Below are 15,593 nucleotides of genomic sequence, written 5' to 3'. Positions count from 1 at the left end.
CCCTTCGGGCGGCGGGCCGTCCCATGGACTGCTGTGTCGCCCGCGACGCCGTCTCCCTCGCCGCGGGCGACACCCTGCGCACCCCCGACGGCCGGACCGTCCGCATCACCGGCGTCCGCCACCGCGATGACGTAGTACGTGTGGACGGTGCTGACGGTCAGGTTGTAGGCGGGCTGGAGCTTTGTCCCGGCAGGAGCCGCAGCCGAACTCGAAGCAGCCGACGGCAGGGATCTTCGAGCCCTGGCCCTGCCCGGACTGATCCCCCACGCCCCGTTGCCCGACAGCTGGGTCCTACCTCGTAGTGCCTCACCCACCGGACCCAGGCACACCGACGCCGGCCATACCGACCCCATGGCGACTGATGACCCACGTGGCGACATCGCGGCCCACCAGCACGAACCGGCCCTCCCGCAGCACCTCGTACAGCCGGGCCGGTTCCCCGGCCAGGCGGAGGTCCGGTACCGGGCGTCCGGTGAGCGGATGCGAGCCCCGGGGTGCGCGGTAGGCGATTCCGATGCCCGGCCCGACACGACCCTGTGGCGGCGGGCCGACGGGCCGGTCGCGGGTTGACGCGCCCGGTCGCAACCCTGGACGGCGTCAGTTTGATATGCAAACCTTGACGTATGGAAAGCCAGAACGGCCGGCCCTGCTCGATCGCCGCGGCGCTGTCGGTCGTAGGAGACCGCTGGGCGCTCTTGGCCGTGCGCGAGGTGACGTTCGGCAACCACAGGTTCAGCGAGATCGCCCGCAACACCGGAGCCCCCCGGGACCGGCTCGCCGCGCGCCTGAAGAGCCTGGTGGCGGCAGGGGTCCTGGAGCAGCGCGAGTACCGCAAGAGCCCTCCCCGATCCGACTACCATCTCACCGAGGCGGGCCGGGAACTGGTGCCGGTTCTGTCGGCGCTGCGCGCCTGGGGAGACAGGTGGGCCGTCGAGGAACCCCCGCTCACCGTCGCACATCACGGCCATGCGATCCGCCACCGGGTCGTCTGCGCGACGTGCGGCGAGCCCGTACGCGAAGAAGACGTCGAACGGATCTCCAGTGCGCCGCAGTGGGATCTCACCGGCCCGGTGACGGGCTCGGAGCGTCCGCCGGCAGGGCCTCGGCCCTCCGCCGGGCGATGAGGTGCGGCGAGTCCCTCAGGCCGCCTCGGGACCTCCGGTTCGCTGAACCCGCTCCGGCCGGTTGAGCGGGCCGGGGCGCCGGGTGCGTTTTCGGGTGCCCGGTCACCGGGTCGCCTGGTCACCGAGGCGCTGAGGCGGGCCCGTCCGGTGCGATCGGCAGGAAGCCGGTCAGAGTTGCTGCGAGCGGTGTTTCTCCTCGGGGCCCGGACTGCCGGGTCCAGAGATCAGACCCAGCCGGCGCAGGTCGCTGACGTACTTGCGGATCAGCCCGGCCGACAGGTGCGGAATGTCCTTGTCCGGCCCCACCCCGGCCGCCTGCACCGCGGCGCGGAAGCGGTCGGTCGGGGCGCCCGCGCCGTCCACGGCCTGGCCGGGCCGGGCGAACGCGTGCAGCAGGGGCAGCAGCGAGTGCTGCTTCTGCTGGTCCGGCATGGCCCGGAGGGCGGTCCGGAACCGGGTGAACCACAGGTCGTAGTCGTCGATCCGCGTGATCGGGTAGCCGGCGTCGTTCAGCCAGTCCACGAAGACGTCCAGCGAGATGCCGTCGGCGTGTGGATTGAGCACGTTGAACGTCTGGTAGCCCCGGGTGGCCTGCGCCCCGAGGGCGGTGACGGCTTCGGCGGTGAAGTCGACGGGCAGCCCGGAGTAGTGCGCGGCCTGCCGGTTGCCCGCGGCGCCGGTGCGGTAGAACGAACCGGGAGCGATTCCGGTGGCGATCAGGCTGAACAGCAGGCGGGTGAACATGTCGGGCACGTTCAGCTGTCCGGAGTACCTGCTGTGCGCGAGGATCATGTCCGCACGGAAGGCGGCAACCGGCAGGCCGCAAAGGTCGTGCGCTTCCCGCAGCAGCACCTCGCTCGCCCACTTGCTGGTCGCGTACCCGTTGGCGTAGCCGTCGTCCAGCCGCCGCACCGGGCTGGTCGCCCTGATGTCGGAGTCCTCGTCGGCCGAGGACACCTGGGAGGTGATCACCGCGACCGTCGACAGGTAGGTGACCGGCTTGATCCGGGCGGTGATCGCCATCCGGATCAGCTCGGCGGTGCCGACCACGTTGGGGCCGAGCAGCTGCTCGTAGGGCAGGACGTGGTTGACCAGTGCGGCCGCGTGGACGATCCGGTCGACGGTATCGGCCAGCCGTTGCCAGGTCGGCCCGTCCAGGCCCAGGTCGGGTTCGCCGATGTCGCCGGCCAGCACCTCAAGGTGGCCGGCGGCCAGCTGCCGGAAGCGGTGGACCAGCTCGGGGTCGCCGCTGTCGAAGGCCTCTTCGAGCCGTCGGCGCGCGGCCTCGGCACTGCTGCCCCGCACGACGCAGACCAGCGTGCCGCCCGTGGGCGCCAGCCGCTCCAGCCACTCCAGGGCCAGGAACCGGCCGAGGTAGCCGTTGGCGCCGGTCAGCAGCACGGTCCGCACGGGTCCGCTCGGGACGGGCAGCGTCACGGCCGCGGCGAGGGTCCGGGCGTCGATGAACTTGTCGAGGGTCAGGTCCGCTGCCCGAACCTGCGAGCCGCCGGCGCCGTGCACGGTGGCGAAGGCGGGACGCTTCCCCTCGGACCTCAGGGCGGTCTCGATGCGCTTGGCCAGTGCCTCCAGGTCGTTGGTGGGGCTGATGACGGCACCGACCGGGACCTCGCTGTCGAAGATCTCCCCGAGCAGATCGGAGAACGTCAACGCCGACAGTGAGTCGCCGCCCAGGTCGCTGAAGTGCGCGTGGGGATCCGCCGGGCCCCTTGCGCGGCCCAGCACCGCCTGGGCGGCCTGCAGCACCGTGTCGAGCACCGGCTGTTTCGTGCCGGCGTGACGCAGCGCGCTCAGCTCGGCGGTCTCCCGGTTGGCCAGCTCGGTGTACAGCTGCTCCAGCTGCTGGCCGTAGTGGTCCGTCAGTCGGCGTCGCAGCGGCTTGTGCGCCTCGGAGAGCAGGCCGTTCCCGGTGCTGAACGGCTCGGTCTCGATGAGGAAGTCGCGCGGGATCTCGTAGGAGTTCAGGCCGGCGTCCGTGGCGATCCGCTGGAGCGACCCGTGCAGTCGTGCCGTGAGGTCGCCGCCGTCGCGCAGCGCTTCCTCGGTGGGCACGATCACCGCGAGGAGGTAGGCCCGCTCGCTGTTGCCGTACACGAAGATCTGCCGCACCAGCGGGCTGGTGGCGAAGGCGGCCTCCACCCGGGACACCGCGACGAACTCGCCCTGCGCCAGCTTCAGCACGTTCTTGCTGCGGTCGACGTAGACCAGCTCGTCCGGTCCGATCTCGGCCATGATGTCACCGGTGCGGTAGTAGCCGTCCTCGTCGAAGAACTCGGCGGTGACCTCGGGCCGCTTGTAATAGCCCGGAGTGACCGTCTCCGACCTGATCAGCAGCTCGCCGCGCGGGTACGGCGTATCGGTGCGGAAGTAGCCCAGCTCGGGAACGTCCACCAGCCTGTAGTCCAGCACAGGTGGCCGGCGCACCTTGTGGTCCAGCATGACTCCGCCCGCCTCGGTCGAGCCGTAGGCGTCGTGCAGCGGAAGGCCGATGACCGACTCGACGAATGCCGCCATCTCGGCGGACAGCGGCGCGCTTCCGAACGCCGCCCACAGCAGCCGGCCGCCGAGGAACTCCTCACGCAGCCGTGCCTTGACCTCCGCGTCGTTCGCCCCGCCGTCCAGCCCGCTCGCGTAGCGCTGGAACAGCATGTCGCAGACACGAGGCACCAGCAGCAGCTCGGTGGGGCGGATCAGGCCGATGTCCTCGAACAGGGTGGACAGGTCGCTGCGCGCCACGAAGTAGCTCGTGCCGCCGCGGGCCATCGTGTCGAGCAGCGCCACCCGGCCGGCGATGTGGCTCAGCGGCAGGTAGTTGACGGCGATGCTCGGCTTGTCGTCGACGGGGAGCCACCCCTGCCACATCCGGCCGACCAGCCGATCGGTGTACATGGCGCCCTTGGGCGTGCCGGTGCTACCGGAGGTGTAGACGAGCAGGCTCAGCCGGTCCGGGTCGGGCTCGGGCACGGGTGCGACCGGCAGGCTCCGTCCGCGCTCGACCACGGCCGCGAGCCGGTCCAGCACGACCGGGCTGCCCGACTCCGCGAGACGCTCGCGTGCGGCCTCGAACTTCTCGCGCTCCTCATCGGCATCGGGGTGGTAGTCGAACACGACCAGCCGCCGCACGGACGGGCTGTCCACGACGAGGTCAACAGCGGTGTCCAGCAGCTCGACGCTGGTGGCGAGCAGGCGCTGCCCGGTCTCCGCGATGATCGGCGCGAGGCTGGCGACCGAAGCGCTGGACTGCAGCGGCACGCTGACCGCGCCGAGCCGGACGCACGCCAGGTCGATCGTCGCGTAGTCGCAGCTGGTGAAGCCGAGAACGCCGACGAACTCACCCGGGCGCAACGGATGCCGCTCGTCGTGGTACCACTCGGACGCAACCGCGCCGACCCGGGCCCACAGTTCGCCGTAGCTGATCGTGTCGAACCTCGGCAGCAGATGCAGTGACGTGCGGCTGGTCGCCGGGTCGGTGGACGGTTCCCGAGCCCGCTCACCCAGCGCGGGCCGGTCCGCGTAGGCGTCCATCACCCCGGCCGCGATCGCGGCGAGTGACCGCCCCGGCCGCCGGATCGCCGTGGCAACGGCGTGGAGCGGCGCGGCGTCTCGAACCTGTTGGTCGGTGGCGTACAGCTCGGCGGTACGGCGGCTCTCCCGGGTGTCGGTCATCCCACCGCTGTCAATGATCGGAGGTCGCGAAGCAGGTCTCATCGCTGATCTTTCCAGATGCGGTTTGATTTCCAAACTTATGCCCTCGTTGCCATGCTAGGACGCATAGATCTGGCGGGCAATCCATCCGTCGAGGATGGTCGCCGCCTGCGGCGACACTGCGGCCTGCACCCTCAGCGCCCGCCACCAGCCGGTCCGGATCCAGCTCCGGGCGCCGGCCACCTGGTCACGCGCTTCTCTCCCCCTACGACAACCACCGCACGGGCCGGCACGATGGCGGCTTCGAGGACCGCTCCCGGCTGCTACTCGGAGATCGCCGGCCGTGTGCGGGCGGGCATCCCGGCGCAGCCGCCGCAACCGCAACCGCAACCGCGGCCGCCGCACCGCCAACGCCGGCCCGGCCTTCCGGCTCGCGGCCGACGCCGCCCTGCCCCCCCCGCCCTCGTCCATCCTGCAGCCGTCGAGAGCCAGGCCCGGGAGGTCGGCCCGGCCGAGGCAGGCGACGACACCGCAGAGGGCGACGCGCCACCGGGCCATCGCGACGCCGCCCGCCTGTCCCGCACACTGTCCCACCTCCAGCGCAGCTCCGGCACGACCATCAGGGCCCTGTCGCAGGCGGCAGGGGTCTCCCCGTCGTTCGTCTGCCGCGTCCTGTCGGGGCACAAGATGCCGTCCTGGCCCATCACCCGCGCGATCGCCGAGGCCTGCGGCACGAACCCCGACGACCTGCGCATCCTCTGGCAGACCGCTCACGGAGCCCGCCCGCGGCCCCCCGCGATCCGCCGCAACGACAGCGAACTGTTCGCCGAAGCGCTCGCCACCCTGCGCTCGGCCCTGCGTGGCCTGCACCTCGCCGCCTTCAGCCCGCCCCGGCCCTGGTCTGCGAACGGGTCGACGGGCCCCTCAGCCCGCGAGACGTCACCGGCCTCCTCGGCGAGGAGACGGCTGCCACCTCCCTGCCCGACTGGCCCGTCATCGGCCAGGTCGTCGACGCCCTCAACGCCGATGCGGACATGGCGGCCCCTGTGGGAGCACGCCCAGGTCGCCCGGGACCCCTACTGGACCCCTGAAAGGTCGACGCTTCGGAGCGTCACCTGCGGCGTCGGCCCCGCACCCGAACGGCGTGCCCGGGATGCAGGCGAGCATCGACCGTGGTCGTATGCCACTGTCAGTGACATCGGTCCGGGCGTGTCCACGAGGAGTCCCCGGCTCTCCGACCATCCGGGGTGCGGCCAGTCACCGCCCGGATACTGACGAAGGCCCCTGACCGGTCATCACCGCCGTGTCGGGCAGACGAGGGTACCGGCCCAGGCTGCAGGTGGACACCACCGTGCTCGATCCGGGAGAGAGAACATGGGTGACGAGAGGGGTGCTGCCCTGGCAGACGGGCGGCATGACGAAGGGTGCCCCGCGGGTCTCCTTGCGCGACGGTCGATGCTTCAGGGCGCAGCCGCCGGCCTGGTCGGGGCGGCAGGCGGGAGCCTGCTGGGCAACCGGGAAGCCATCGCCCAGGAAGGGGACGGCAGCGACCGGACGACCGGGAGCCTGATTCCGTTTCACGGCTACCACCAGGCGGGGATCGCCACCCCGCCCCAGACCGTCGGCGCGTTCGCCTCCTTCGACGTGAAGGCCACGAACCGCGCGGAACTCACCGAGCTGTTCCGCGCGTTGACGGCCCGGGCCCGATCGCTGACCTCGGGACGTACGGATCCGGATGCGTCCGCGGACGCTCCGCCTGCGGACAACGGAATCCTGGGCCCCGGGGTTGTGCGGGACGATCTCACCATCACCCTTGGCGTCGGTGCGAGCCTGTTCGACACGCGCTACGGACTGCAGGCACGCAAGCCCGTCCAGCTCAAGCAGATGGAGCCGTTCCTGCACGACGACCTGGACCCCGAACTGTGCCACGGCGATCTGTTGCTACAGGTGTGTGCCGGTCACCGCGACAGCACCGTCCACGCGATGCTCGACATCCTGACCCACACCAAGGGCATGCTGAAGCAGCGGTGGAGCTTCCACTGCCAGCGCAATCCGCCCCGCCCGACCGGGACTCCGCGTGACTGGTTCGGGTTCAAGGACGGCATCGCCAACCCCGACACCACCAACACGGCCCAGTTGGACAAGGTGGTCTGGGTGCAGCCCAGCACCGACGAGCCGGCATGGGCGGCAGGCGGGACGTACCAGGTGCTGCGCATCGTCCACTTCTTCCTCGATGCCTGGCAGAAGGTGCCGGTCGCCCAGCAGGAGCGGGTCTTCGGCCGCCGAAAGATCAGCGGCGCTCCGCTGTACGCCGTCTCGGACGACGCGCCGGAAACGTTCGATCCCGTCTACACCAACGACCCGCAGGGACTGATCACCCCGCTGAACTGCCATGTCCGGCTCGCCAACCCGCAGACTCCGGAGACCGCATCGACCAGCACCATCCTGCGCCGCAGCTACGACTACGAGCGAAGTCCCAGCCTGGACGGCCAACCAGACCTCGGGCACCTGTTCTGCTGTTTCCAGCGCGAACTCGACACCTACGTCGCCATGCAGACCCGGCTGGAAGCCGAGGCGCTCGTGCCGTACATCAGTCCGCGCGGCGGAGGCTACTTCTTCGCCCTTCCAGGAGTGCGCGACGACCAGGACTACTTCGCCCGCGGGCTGCTGACCTGACCGCCGCCTCCGGGCCGGTCGTACGGCAGACGGTCCGGGCCGCGAACCGAAGTTCCGCGAAGTACCCAGGAGGCGAGATGCGTTTCCGAACCCCCTCTGGTTTCCGAGTCCCCACCAACCGCGACCTGGGCAGAAAGGCGGTCCGACCAGCGCTGGGGGCCGGCGTCGGGCTCCTGCTGGTCTCCGGTCTCCTCGCCGCACGGCTCATCCCGGCGTCCTCCCCGCCGTCCTCCGCCGCCCCACTTGCGGGTGCCGGAGGCCACGTGTACGTCACCAACCAGCTCGACAACACGGTCTCGGTGATCGACGCCGGCACCAACAAGGTCGTCGCGACCGTCCCGGCCGGCGACGCGCCCGAAGGCATCGCGATCACCCCCGACGGCAGGTACGCGTACATCGCCGACAACGGATCGGCCACGGTCTCGGTGCTCGACACCCGTACCAACGAGATCGCCACCACCGTGCCGGTCGGGCACAACCCCACTGGCGTCGGCCTGAGCCCGGACGGCGGCTACCTCTACGTTGCCAACGGCGGGTCGGACAGTGTCTCGGTGCTCGACACCCGAACCAACCAGGTGACCGCGACGGTCCCGGTCGGCGTCTCCCCGGTGCGCGTCGCCATCAGTCGCGACGGCGCCACGGCCTACGTCGCCAACAGCGGGTCCCACAGCGTGTCGGTCCTCGACACCCGGACGCGGCGCGTCGTCCGGAACCTGACCGCCGGACGCTCCCCGGTGGGCGTCGCCATCGCCCCGGACGGCGAATCGGCCTACGTGGCCAACGAGACGGCGGCAACCGTGTCCGTCGTGGGAGTCCGCGCGGGGGCGGTCACCGCCACGGTCCCGGTCGGCGAAGGCCCCTTCGACGTGGCGCTGGCACCTGACGGTTCCAGGGCCTATGCCGCCAATCTCGGCCCGGGCACGGTATCCGTGATCGACACCCACAGCCACCACGTCTCGGCGACCGTTGCCGTGGGTCCTCCGGGCACCGACCCGTTCAACCTGGCAGTCACCCCGGCCGCGGTCTACCTCACGAACCAGGGAGCGGGCACCCTTGCGGTCATCGACCCCAAGAGCCTCAAGGTCGCCGCAACCGTGACGGTCGGTACCAGCCCCTACGGCGTCGCGGTGAGTCCCTGACCGCGGCGTCGCCGCACGCAGCAGCCGGGTCGATCGGTGTCTCACCAGCACCGAGGCGGCCGGGCTCCTCGGCTGGCGGTCGGCAGGTTCGACGTCACCGCCGAACGCCGCGGCCTCACCCCCGCCGCTACGACCGCAACGACGGTCGCCCTACTCGGCACCGACAGGCACGGATCCTGCGGACGGGGGTACAGCGGCTGCGGCTGGGAGCACCGGAAGCCAGGATCGATCCATGGCGATTCGGTTGGGATTCGGGCTGCCCCAGATGAAGTGGTACGACCTCGCGCACGCTCCGGCGGAGGCGGCACGAGCAGCGGAGCGGATCGGCTACGACAGCCTGTGGGTCTTCGAACGGGTGCTGTTCCCCGAACGTCCGCGGCAGGGCCTGTACGACGTGCCAGGACTGCCCTGGCCGGACTCCTACCGGTCGGTTGCCCATCCGCTGGTGGTCCTCTCACTCGCCGCCGCGGCGACCGAGCGGGCCCGGCTCGGCAGCAGTGTGCTGATCGCGCCCTTGCACGGTTCGTTTCAGCTCGCCCGCGCCCTGGCGACGCTGGATGCGGCGAGCGGCGGCCGCGTGGTCGCGGGACTGGGGACGGGCTGGTCGCTGGACGAGTACGCGGCCGCCGGGCTCGCCCCCTTCGAGGAGCGCGGAGCCGTGCTGGACGAACTGCTGGATGTCTGTGCGGCGGTGTGGGGCCCGGACCCCGTGTCGTACCAGGGCAGGCACACCGTGATCAACGAGGCCGAGGTCGGGCCGAAGCCCGCGCACCCCATCCCCGTCTACCTGGCGGCGTCCGGCGGCAATGCCCTGGACCGGGTGGCCCGCCGTGCCGACGGTTGGCTGCCGGCAGGCATGACACCCGGACAACTGGCCTCCCGGTGGCGTGAGATCACAGAGCGCGCCGCGTCGTACGGCCGCGATGCGAGCGCGCTTCGCATCTGCGCGAGGGCGAACATCCGGATCACCGAAGCCCCGGTCCGCGATGCCGAGCGGCAGTCCTTCGTCGGCACGGTCGAGCAGATCGTCCAGGACACGGCCGGCTATGCGGCCGCAGGGGCGGACGAGGTGCTGCTCGACCTCCAGGCGAACGCGCGGGATGTCGGCGAACTCGCCGATCTGGCAGCCCGGGTTCATGCGGAGGTCCGCAGCGCGGGGATCTGAGAAGCCGGCCCGATCGGGATTCACTCGGTGGATCCGGGCTCAGGGATCGTCCCTCGCCGTACGAATCTGTCGTAAAGCAAGGCCGCGAGGACGCGATCAGCTGGAAGAACAGGTTCGCAGCCTCGGATTCGAAAGGGATATAGCCGACTTCATCGGTCACGATCAGCGGGTAGCGGCCGAGCTTGACGAGTTCGTCCTGGAGGCGGCCGGCGTGGTGGGCGGCGGCCAGGCAGTCGACCCACTGGGCAGCGGTGGCGAAGGCGACCCTGTGTCCTGCCTGGCAGGCCCGGATGGCGAGTCCGGTGGCCAGGTGTGTCTTGCCCGTCCCGGGCGGGCCCAGAAAGATTGCGTTCTCCCGGGCGGCTATGAAGTCCAATGTTCCCAGATGGGCGAGCTGCTGGCGCGTCAGCCCGCGCAGGTGGGCGAGGTCGAGGTCCTCGAGGGTCTTGATGGCAGGGAAGCGGGCGGCACGGATGCGGCCCTCTCCGCCGTGACTGTCGCGGGCGGCGACCTCACGCTGCAGGCAGGCGACCAGGTATTCGGGGTGGGTCCAGGACTCGGCCTGGGCGCGTTCGGCCAGCCGTTCGGCGGCGTCCAGCAGGGCGGACTCGGCCAGTTGCTCCTCGGCGGTCGGGTGGAGCGGCGCTGTTGGTCAGGCCGCGATGTGGGAACCCGGCCGTTGGGCTGTCAGAGGCGCCGCGCGGCAAGGGCTCTCAACTTGTTGAACGGATCTCGGGGGCAGTTGCGGCCTGGCGATCGAGACCAGGTCTTTAAGCCGGGTGACTACGGGGCCATAGCATACGTAATGGGCGATCTCGGTCGGGTCGCTGACCGAGCGGCGGGCCAGAACCCAGTGCCCCACGCCGTCCTCCCACACCGGTCGGATCGCCACCCGGGCCCAGTCGCAGACCCGCTCGCCGTGGGAGCCCTTGCCGCCGGACAGGCGCTTCCAGGCCTGCCGCGGCAGCGTGGCGACCAACTCGTCGACCCGGACCTCACGCCACCCCACGGTGATCACGGTGTCGTTGACCCTGGTGGCCAGCACATACCCGACGCCGCGTTGCTCCAGCCAGACCCGCAGGCGCTTGACCTGCCCGTAGGCCTCGTCCGCGGTCACCCACGCGAACGGCACCCCGGCGTCGATCGCACGCTGCAGCATCCAGCGGAAGTGCTCGTTCTTCGTCGCGAACGGCACCTCGTCGGGCACGCCGGCCGCCCGGCAGCGCTCGCGGTCGTCCGTCCACGATGCCGGCAGGTACAGTTCCCGGTCGATCAACGCGCGGCCCTTCGCCGAGGCGTAGGCCAGGAACATGCCGATCCGGGAGTTATCCGTCCGCCCCGCAGTCCCCGTGTACTGGCGCTGGACCCCGGCCGACCGCGAGCCCTTCTTCAGGAAGCCGGTGTCGTCGCCGATCAGCACCGCGTTCTTGGCGCCGATGGTCTCCACGACGAAGTCCCGCACATCGTCACGGACGGCGTCGGCGTTCCAGTCGGCCGAGTTCAGCAGCCGTTGCATCCCGTCCGGGCAGTCCTCGCCGGCTGAGCAGCGCCTCGTCGGCGTTCAGCTCGAACCACTCCCCGGTGCCCTCGGTCACGACGAACCACTGCCCGCCCGGGCCGTGGCCGTCGAGGAAGACCTCCAGCGTGGTTCTGTTCACGAGTTCTGGTTCTGGCGATCAAAGCCACCAGCGCGAACTTCTCGTCCCCCGCGCGCACCTGGGCCGCGGTGATCCGGTCGCTGCGCACCTGCATGACCCCCGCAGACGCCGTGTCGGTGCGCACTGCCAGCCACACCTGCGGGCTCCTGCGGCTGGGCAGGCTCCCGAGTAGGGCGTGGGCGACGGCGGCCAGGCCCTCCCCGGTCGCCTCCGTGAGGTAGTCCCCGGTTCGCTCGTCGGCGCTGCGCGCCAGCCGGTCGGCCTGCGCCCGACGGTCGGTCCCGTTCGCACCGGTGCCTCATGGGTTTCCCCTTTCCTCTAGCAGCTGGCCGGACGTCGGCCGGGCAACCCAACCAGCCTGCCCGGGGTGGGCCTGCCGCATACCGGGACACCCGACAGGCTTGGTCTGTGGAGCGGCGGAAAGCGGGGACAAGCTGCGCGAGCCGGTGGACCGCCGCCTGACCCAGCAGTCCGCGCCCAGCCCCGCCCCGGCAACCGCGCCACCGGTCGCCGAGGGCACCGTCCCCACCGACCCCATGCTGCGCCGCCTGCCGATCACCGACGTCTCCGTCGCCCTGGACCACGGGCTGTTCGGCGACTTCTGGACGTTGGCCGGATGGACCATCAACCCCGACGTCTACCTCGTTCTGGGCGAGGGCCACCAGGTCGGCTGGGTCGAGCGCGGCCTGCCCGGCCTCGACGACCGGTGGGTGGCCGTGTACGAGAACTACTTCATCGGCGACCAGGCCGTCCAGGAAGCGATGCTCCACAACACACCCCCGAACAGGCCGCCCGCACCGTCCAGCTCGCCTACCTGCAGAACCTCTGACCGGCCCGCCAGGAGGCGGCGGGGGACCGCCCGAGACCAGGTGGCGGCGGCGGAACCGGGCGATGGAGCGGAAGTCCGGGGCTTGGTCGGCGGCCAGGAGGCGGAACGCGACGTCGTCGGCGCACTTGCGCTCGATCGCCCTCGAGGAGCGGATGCCGGTGGTGTAGCCGTAGATCAGCAGCCGCACCATCAGCCGCGGGTCGTAGGGCGGGTAGCCGCGCTTCTCAGCGTAGTCCGCCAGGACCGGTCCCAGGTCGAGTATCTCGTCGACCAGGTCCGCGACGAACCCGGCCAGGTGGCCCTCGGGCAGCCAGTCGTCCAGCGACGGCGGCAGCAGCAGGACCTGATGCGGGTCTTCCGAGTCAGGAATCTCGACCTGAGTCAGCTGTGCTGGTACCGGACGAGCGCGGGCGTGTCCTGCTCATGTACCAACCCTCGACGCGGGGTCCGACGAGGTCGGACGGCCAGCCGGCCGTCTCGACGGCGGCATCGTAGACGGCGTCACCGAACGCCACAATGGCCTGGTGCGGGTCCGCTGTCTCCCTGAGCTTGGCCCATGGCAGACGAACCAGACCGGCGTCGGGATGCCAGGCGGCGCCCTCAACACCCCAGGACCGGTCCCCGAGACCGTCCGGCTGGGGCCAGATGTACGCGTACATGCCGACGTTCGGCGCCTTGGCATCCCCGAAGGAGAATCCCACCGACACGTACGCGTCGAGCTGCGCGTTCTGCATGAACGGCGGCTGGTGGGGCGTCGGCACGGTGGGCTGCGCCCGGTAACGCGTGGCGGACAGGTCGAAGCCGCCCCACATCACACCGACCCGGGGGCGGTATCCCAGGAAGGGGGCCTGCCACGCCTCGAGCCCGTCAGCGGCGAGGTTCAATGCTGTCCAGATCAGCCGGGCCGCGTCGCCGTCCCAGGTACGTTCGACGTGATCGTCCTCGAAGCGCGGCGGGGCATCCGGAATCTCGCAGATCAACGAGCTGCGCGGTCGGTGTATGCCGAGCTCGTCTGCCGCATCGCAGAAGGACGCATAGAACATGGCGACTGATCCCTTGGACAATGGCACCGTCCGCGAGCCATTGTCGGCCTCGATGACCACGCCACCGTCGAGCAGGTTGTAGTGCACCGTGAAGGTCACGCCCCGCTGCCGAAGGGTTGGCGTACTGAGCCCCCGGGGGGTGACATCGAGGACGATGTTTCCCCAGCCGACTTCGAAGGGTTCGTCGAGGGTGTACTTGCCTGCGACCTGTATCACCCGGTTCACGTAGTCAACCATGGGCGCCAGGTCCTCATAGACCAGCATCGGCCATGCATTGACAGGTTCGCTCACAGAGAGTCTCCCAGCGTATCGATGGGATCAGCGGGAGGAGACGTCAGGTGCCGTGCCCGCTCCCCCATGCAGCGTTGGGCGGGCCTCGGACACCGAACTGCGATCCAGTACCCAATTCTCACACGCAGGTCAGGGTCCTGCCCGCTCGGTGGCGCCGGGCGTCCGACCGACATGCTGGGCCCAGGGCGCGCGGCGGCCGCGCCCACTACGAACCCCGCCCCACCGACCCGCGCCGCTGGGACCGGCAGGGCGACACCTCCTGACACCGCCCCGGACCAACCCCAGCGGCCCTGCTGGCCGCCCGCCGGGCAACCGCGGCCCCCGCACTTCCCGTGCCACGGCTTGCCCCGCTGGTCCGGTCGGCCCCCTCTACGCCGGCCGGGACCTGAAGGCCCTGGCCAAGTTCGTGATCAACGAGCCGGACGCCTACACCTGGCTGGACGGTCTTGTGACGCGCTGGGAGCCGCGCGGCGGCCTGGTCTTCGGCTGCCTGCTCGACCTCACGGGCCTACCCTACGACGCCCAGTGGTGGTGGCAGTTTGCCGTCGGAGCAGGGAACCTCACTGCCGCCTACTGCCTCTACCTGCACCACATCCGGATGGGTGAGCTGCGCGACGCGGAGCACTGGTTCCACCAGGCCGCCCGCCTGGACGAAGACGCCCCGGCACCCCCGCCGCCCGCCATGCCGGACGTGCTCGGCTACCCGCACCTGGCCGCGCTCATGGCCCGGCCGATGCCCGACGCCACCGGCCTGCCGAGCCCGGACCACGCACTGCGCGAGGCCATCGACGGCCTGCCCGCCACCAACAACGAGATGTGCGGGCCGTTCAGCCTGCCCACCGGCGACATCGCCCACCAGCTCCAGGAACTGGCCGCCCACTGACCCGGCCGGGCCCGCACCGCGCGGGCCCGGCCCCGCACCAAAAGCCAGGAGACCCTCATGCCCACCCACGCCCCCGCAATCCTCGCCCTGGCCACCACCGCCGGCCGCCCGCTACCTGGCCACCCTCACCGTCCTCGCGCTCACCGCCATCGCCGCCCCCACCCCCGCCCGCCGACGCGAGGCCCGCACCCTCCTGGCCCTGCTGCTCAACCGCAAGCCCTGACCGTTGCCGCACTGGCGTAGCCGCGGGTGCGCGACCGGCCCGCGCACCCGCACGCTGGAAGCGGCCGGCCCGTCGTTCGAACCCCCGAGCGGACTGCGGGCCGGCCCCTGTTCAGGCCCACGGTGTCGGTGCCCGCTGGGATGCTTGCCGAAGCGTTGCCGTCCTGTTCGTCCGCTACAGCGGCTGGGCGCGTCGGAGGTTCAGCAGGGTGGGGTGTGTCCAGAGCGCACGGACCCGACGAATGCGACGCGCGCATTTTCCCTCGCCGAGAGCAGTATGGAGTCGTCGGGGCGGCTTTGGTGGCTGGCATCGAGCCGCCGGGTGGGACTGTGCAAGGAGGCGTAATGACGTCGAATGAGTCTTCGGCCCCAGAGTTCTCGGTGGAGGCCGAAGCGCGCACCGAGCTGCTGAGGGCGATCAGCGCGGAGACCCGCGCCCTGGACCGGTACAGCGGGCAGCACCACCGTGCTCTGGTGGAGCTGGCCCATGCGTACGCGCTGGTGACCGGCGGCATCGGGGCGCCGGCCACCTCCAGCCCGGAGCAGCGGCTGTAGCCGGGCCCGCAGGCAGTGCGGTGCCGCACTGCCCGGTGCCCGGTTTCGGCGGTCCGGGGAGCGAGCAGGGGTTGCTGAGCCGGGCGTTCGCGCGGCCGGCGGCGCCCGACCACGGCGGGTCCAGGCCGTAAAGTCGGCGGGTGTCGGGTGCCACCGCATCTGCGGCGGTCGGATCCGGAAACCATGAGCGAGGTAGGTATGACCACCACATTTGAGACGCGTGACGGCGTCGAGTCCACCATCGCCCTGCTGGAACGCGAGCTTCCCGCGCTCCAGGAGCAGCAGGAGCGTCTGGAGAGTGAGTTGAGCGCTGTCACCGGACGTCTGGAGGCCGTGCGGGCCGCT

The 15,593-nt window shown here is 71.0% G+C and carries 10 protein-coding genes and 3 pseudogenes; 7 read left to right on the top strand and 6 right to left on the bottom strand.

Annotated elements, in window-relative coordinates:
* Nucleotides 1-623 precede the first annotated feature (623 nt).
* On the top strand, nucleotides 624-1,124 hold the full coding sequence (locus ACFU7Y_RS23110) for a helix-turn-helix domain-containing protein (protein ID WP_224284239.1): 501 nt from the start codon (nucleotides 624-626) through the stop codon (nucleotides 1,122-1,124).
* Nucleotides 1,125-1,292: 168 nt separating this feature from the next.
* On the opposite strand, the gene car is transcribed toward ACFU7Y_RS23110, so the two are convergent.
* Nucleotides 1,293-4,808 carry a carboxylic acid reductase gene (gene car, locus ACFU7Y_RS23105; protein WP_380769519.1) on the bottom strand — a complete coding sequence of 1,172 codons (3,516 nt, stop codon included), beginning with the start codon at nucleotides 4,806-4,808 and terminating at the stop codon, nucleotides 1,293-1,295.
* Between the two features lie 57 nt (nucleotides 4,809-4,865).
* Between car and ACFU7Y_RS23100 the strand changes: the two genes are divergently transcribed.
* From ACFU7Y_RS23100 to ACFU7Y_RS23085, 4 genes are all read left to right on the top strand, one after another.
* On the top strand, nucleotides 4,866-6,062 hold the full coding sequence (locus ACFU7Y_RS23100; RefSeq protein WP_380769518.1) for a helix-turn-helix domain-containing protein: 1,197 nt from the start codon (nucleotides 4,866-4,868) through the stop codon (nucleotides 6,060-6,062).
* Between the two features lie 180 nt (nucleotides 6,063-6,242).
* Nucleotides 6,243-7,463 carry a Dyp-type peroxidase gene (locus tag ACFU7Y_RS23095; protein ID WP_380769517.1) on the top strand — a complete coding sequence of 407 codons (1,221 nt, stop codon included), beginning with the start codon at nucleotides 6,243-6,245 and terminating at the stop codon, nucleotides 7,461-7,463.
* 77 nt (nucleotides 7,464-7,540) lie between these two features.
* A complete protein-coding gene (locus ACFU7Y_RS23090; RefSeq protein WP_224282364.1) occupies nucleotides 7,541-8,602 on the top strand; it encodes a beta-propeller fold lactonase family protein in 1,062 nt (353 codons plus the stop codon).
* 232 nt (nucleotides 8,603-8,834) lie between these two features.
* Nucleotides 8,835-9,767: a TIGR03619 family F420-dependent LLM class oxidoreductase gene (locus ACFU7Y_RS23085; RefSeq protein WP_380769516.1), complete on the top strand. Its 933-nt coding sequence runs from the start codon at nucleotides 8,835-8,837 to the stop codon at nucleotides 9,765-9,767.
* A gap of 100 nt (nucleotides 9,768-9,867) precedes the next feature.
* Here the strand turns inward: ACFU7Y_RS23085 and ACFU7Y_RS23080 are convergent.
* The 5 genes and pseudogenes from ACFU7Y_RS23080 to ACFU7Y_RS23060 all read right to left on the bottom strand — a co-directional run.
* A pseudogene (locus ACFU7Y_RS23080) lies at nucleotides 9,868-10,383 on the bottom strand (ATP-binding protein); the annotation flags it as partial.
* A gap of 135 nt (nucleotides 10,384-10,518) precedes the next feature.
* A pseudogene (locus ACFU7Y_RS23075) lies at nucleotides 10,519-11,307 on the bottom strand (IS701 family transposase); the annotation flags it as partial.
* The gene (locus tag ACFU7Y_RS23070; protein ID WP_380769515.1) at nucleotides 11,234-11,425 is read right to left on the bottom strand and encodes a hypothetical protein; all 192 of its coding nucleotides are present in this window, start codon (nucleotides 11,423-11,425) and stop codon (nucleotides 11,234-11,236) included. The pseudogene ACFU7Y_RS23075 and the gene ACFU7Y_RS23070, both read right to left, overlap by 74 nt.
* Nucleotides 11,426-12,291: 866 nt before the next feature.
* Nucleotides 12,292-12,609 (bottom strand): annotated as a pseudogene (locus tag ACFU7Y_RS23065) (transposase); the annotation flags it as partial.
* A 7-nt stretch (nucleotides 12,610-12,616) separates the two neighbouring features.
* Entirely contained in the window at nucleotides 12,617-13,588 is a 972-nt protein-coding gene (locus ACFU7Y_RS23060) for a DUF5996 family protein (protein WP_224282361.1), read from the bottom strand.
* 406 nt (nucleotides 13,589-13,994) lie between these two features.
* Between ACFU7Y_RS23060 and ACFU7Y_RS23055 the strand changes: the two genes are divergently transcribed.
* Both ACFU7Y_RS23055 and ACFU7Y_RS23050 read left to right on the top strand, forming a co-directional pair.
* Nucleotides 13,995-14,471, top strand: a complete 477-nt coding sequence (locus ACFU7Y_RS23055; RefSeq protein WP_380769514.1) for a hypothetical protein — start codon at nucleotides 13,995-13,997, stop codon at nucleotides 14,469-14,471.
* Between the two features lie 567 nt (nucleotides 14,472-15,038).
* Nucleotides 15,039-15,248: a hypothetical protein gene (locus ACFU7Y_RS23050; protein WP_224282359.1), complete on the top strand. Its 210-nt coding sequence runs from the start codon at nucleotides 15,039-15,041 to the stop codon at nucleotides 15,246-15,248.
* The last annotated feature ends 345 nt before the right edge of the window (nucleotides 15,249-15,593 follow it).

The sequence above is a fragment of the Kitasatospora sp. NPDC057542 genome (assembly GCF_042801945.1).
Taxonomy (GTDB): Bacteria; Actinomycetota; Actinomycetes; order Streptomycetales; family Streptomycetaceae; genus Kitasatospora.
This window is presented reverse-complemented; position numbering and strand designations above follow the sequence as displayed.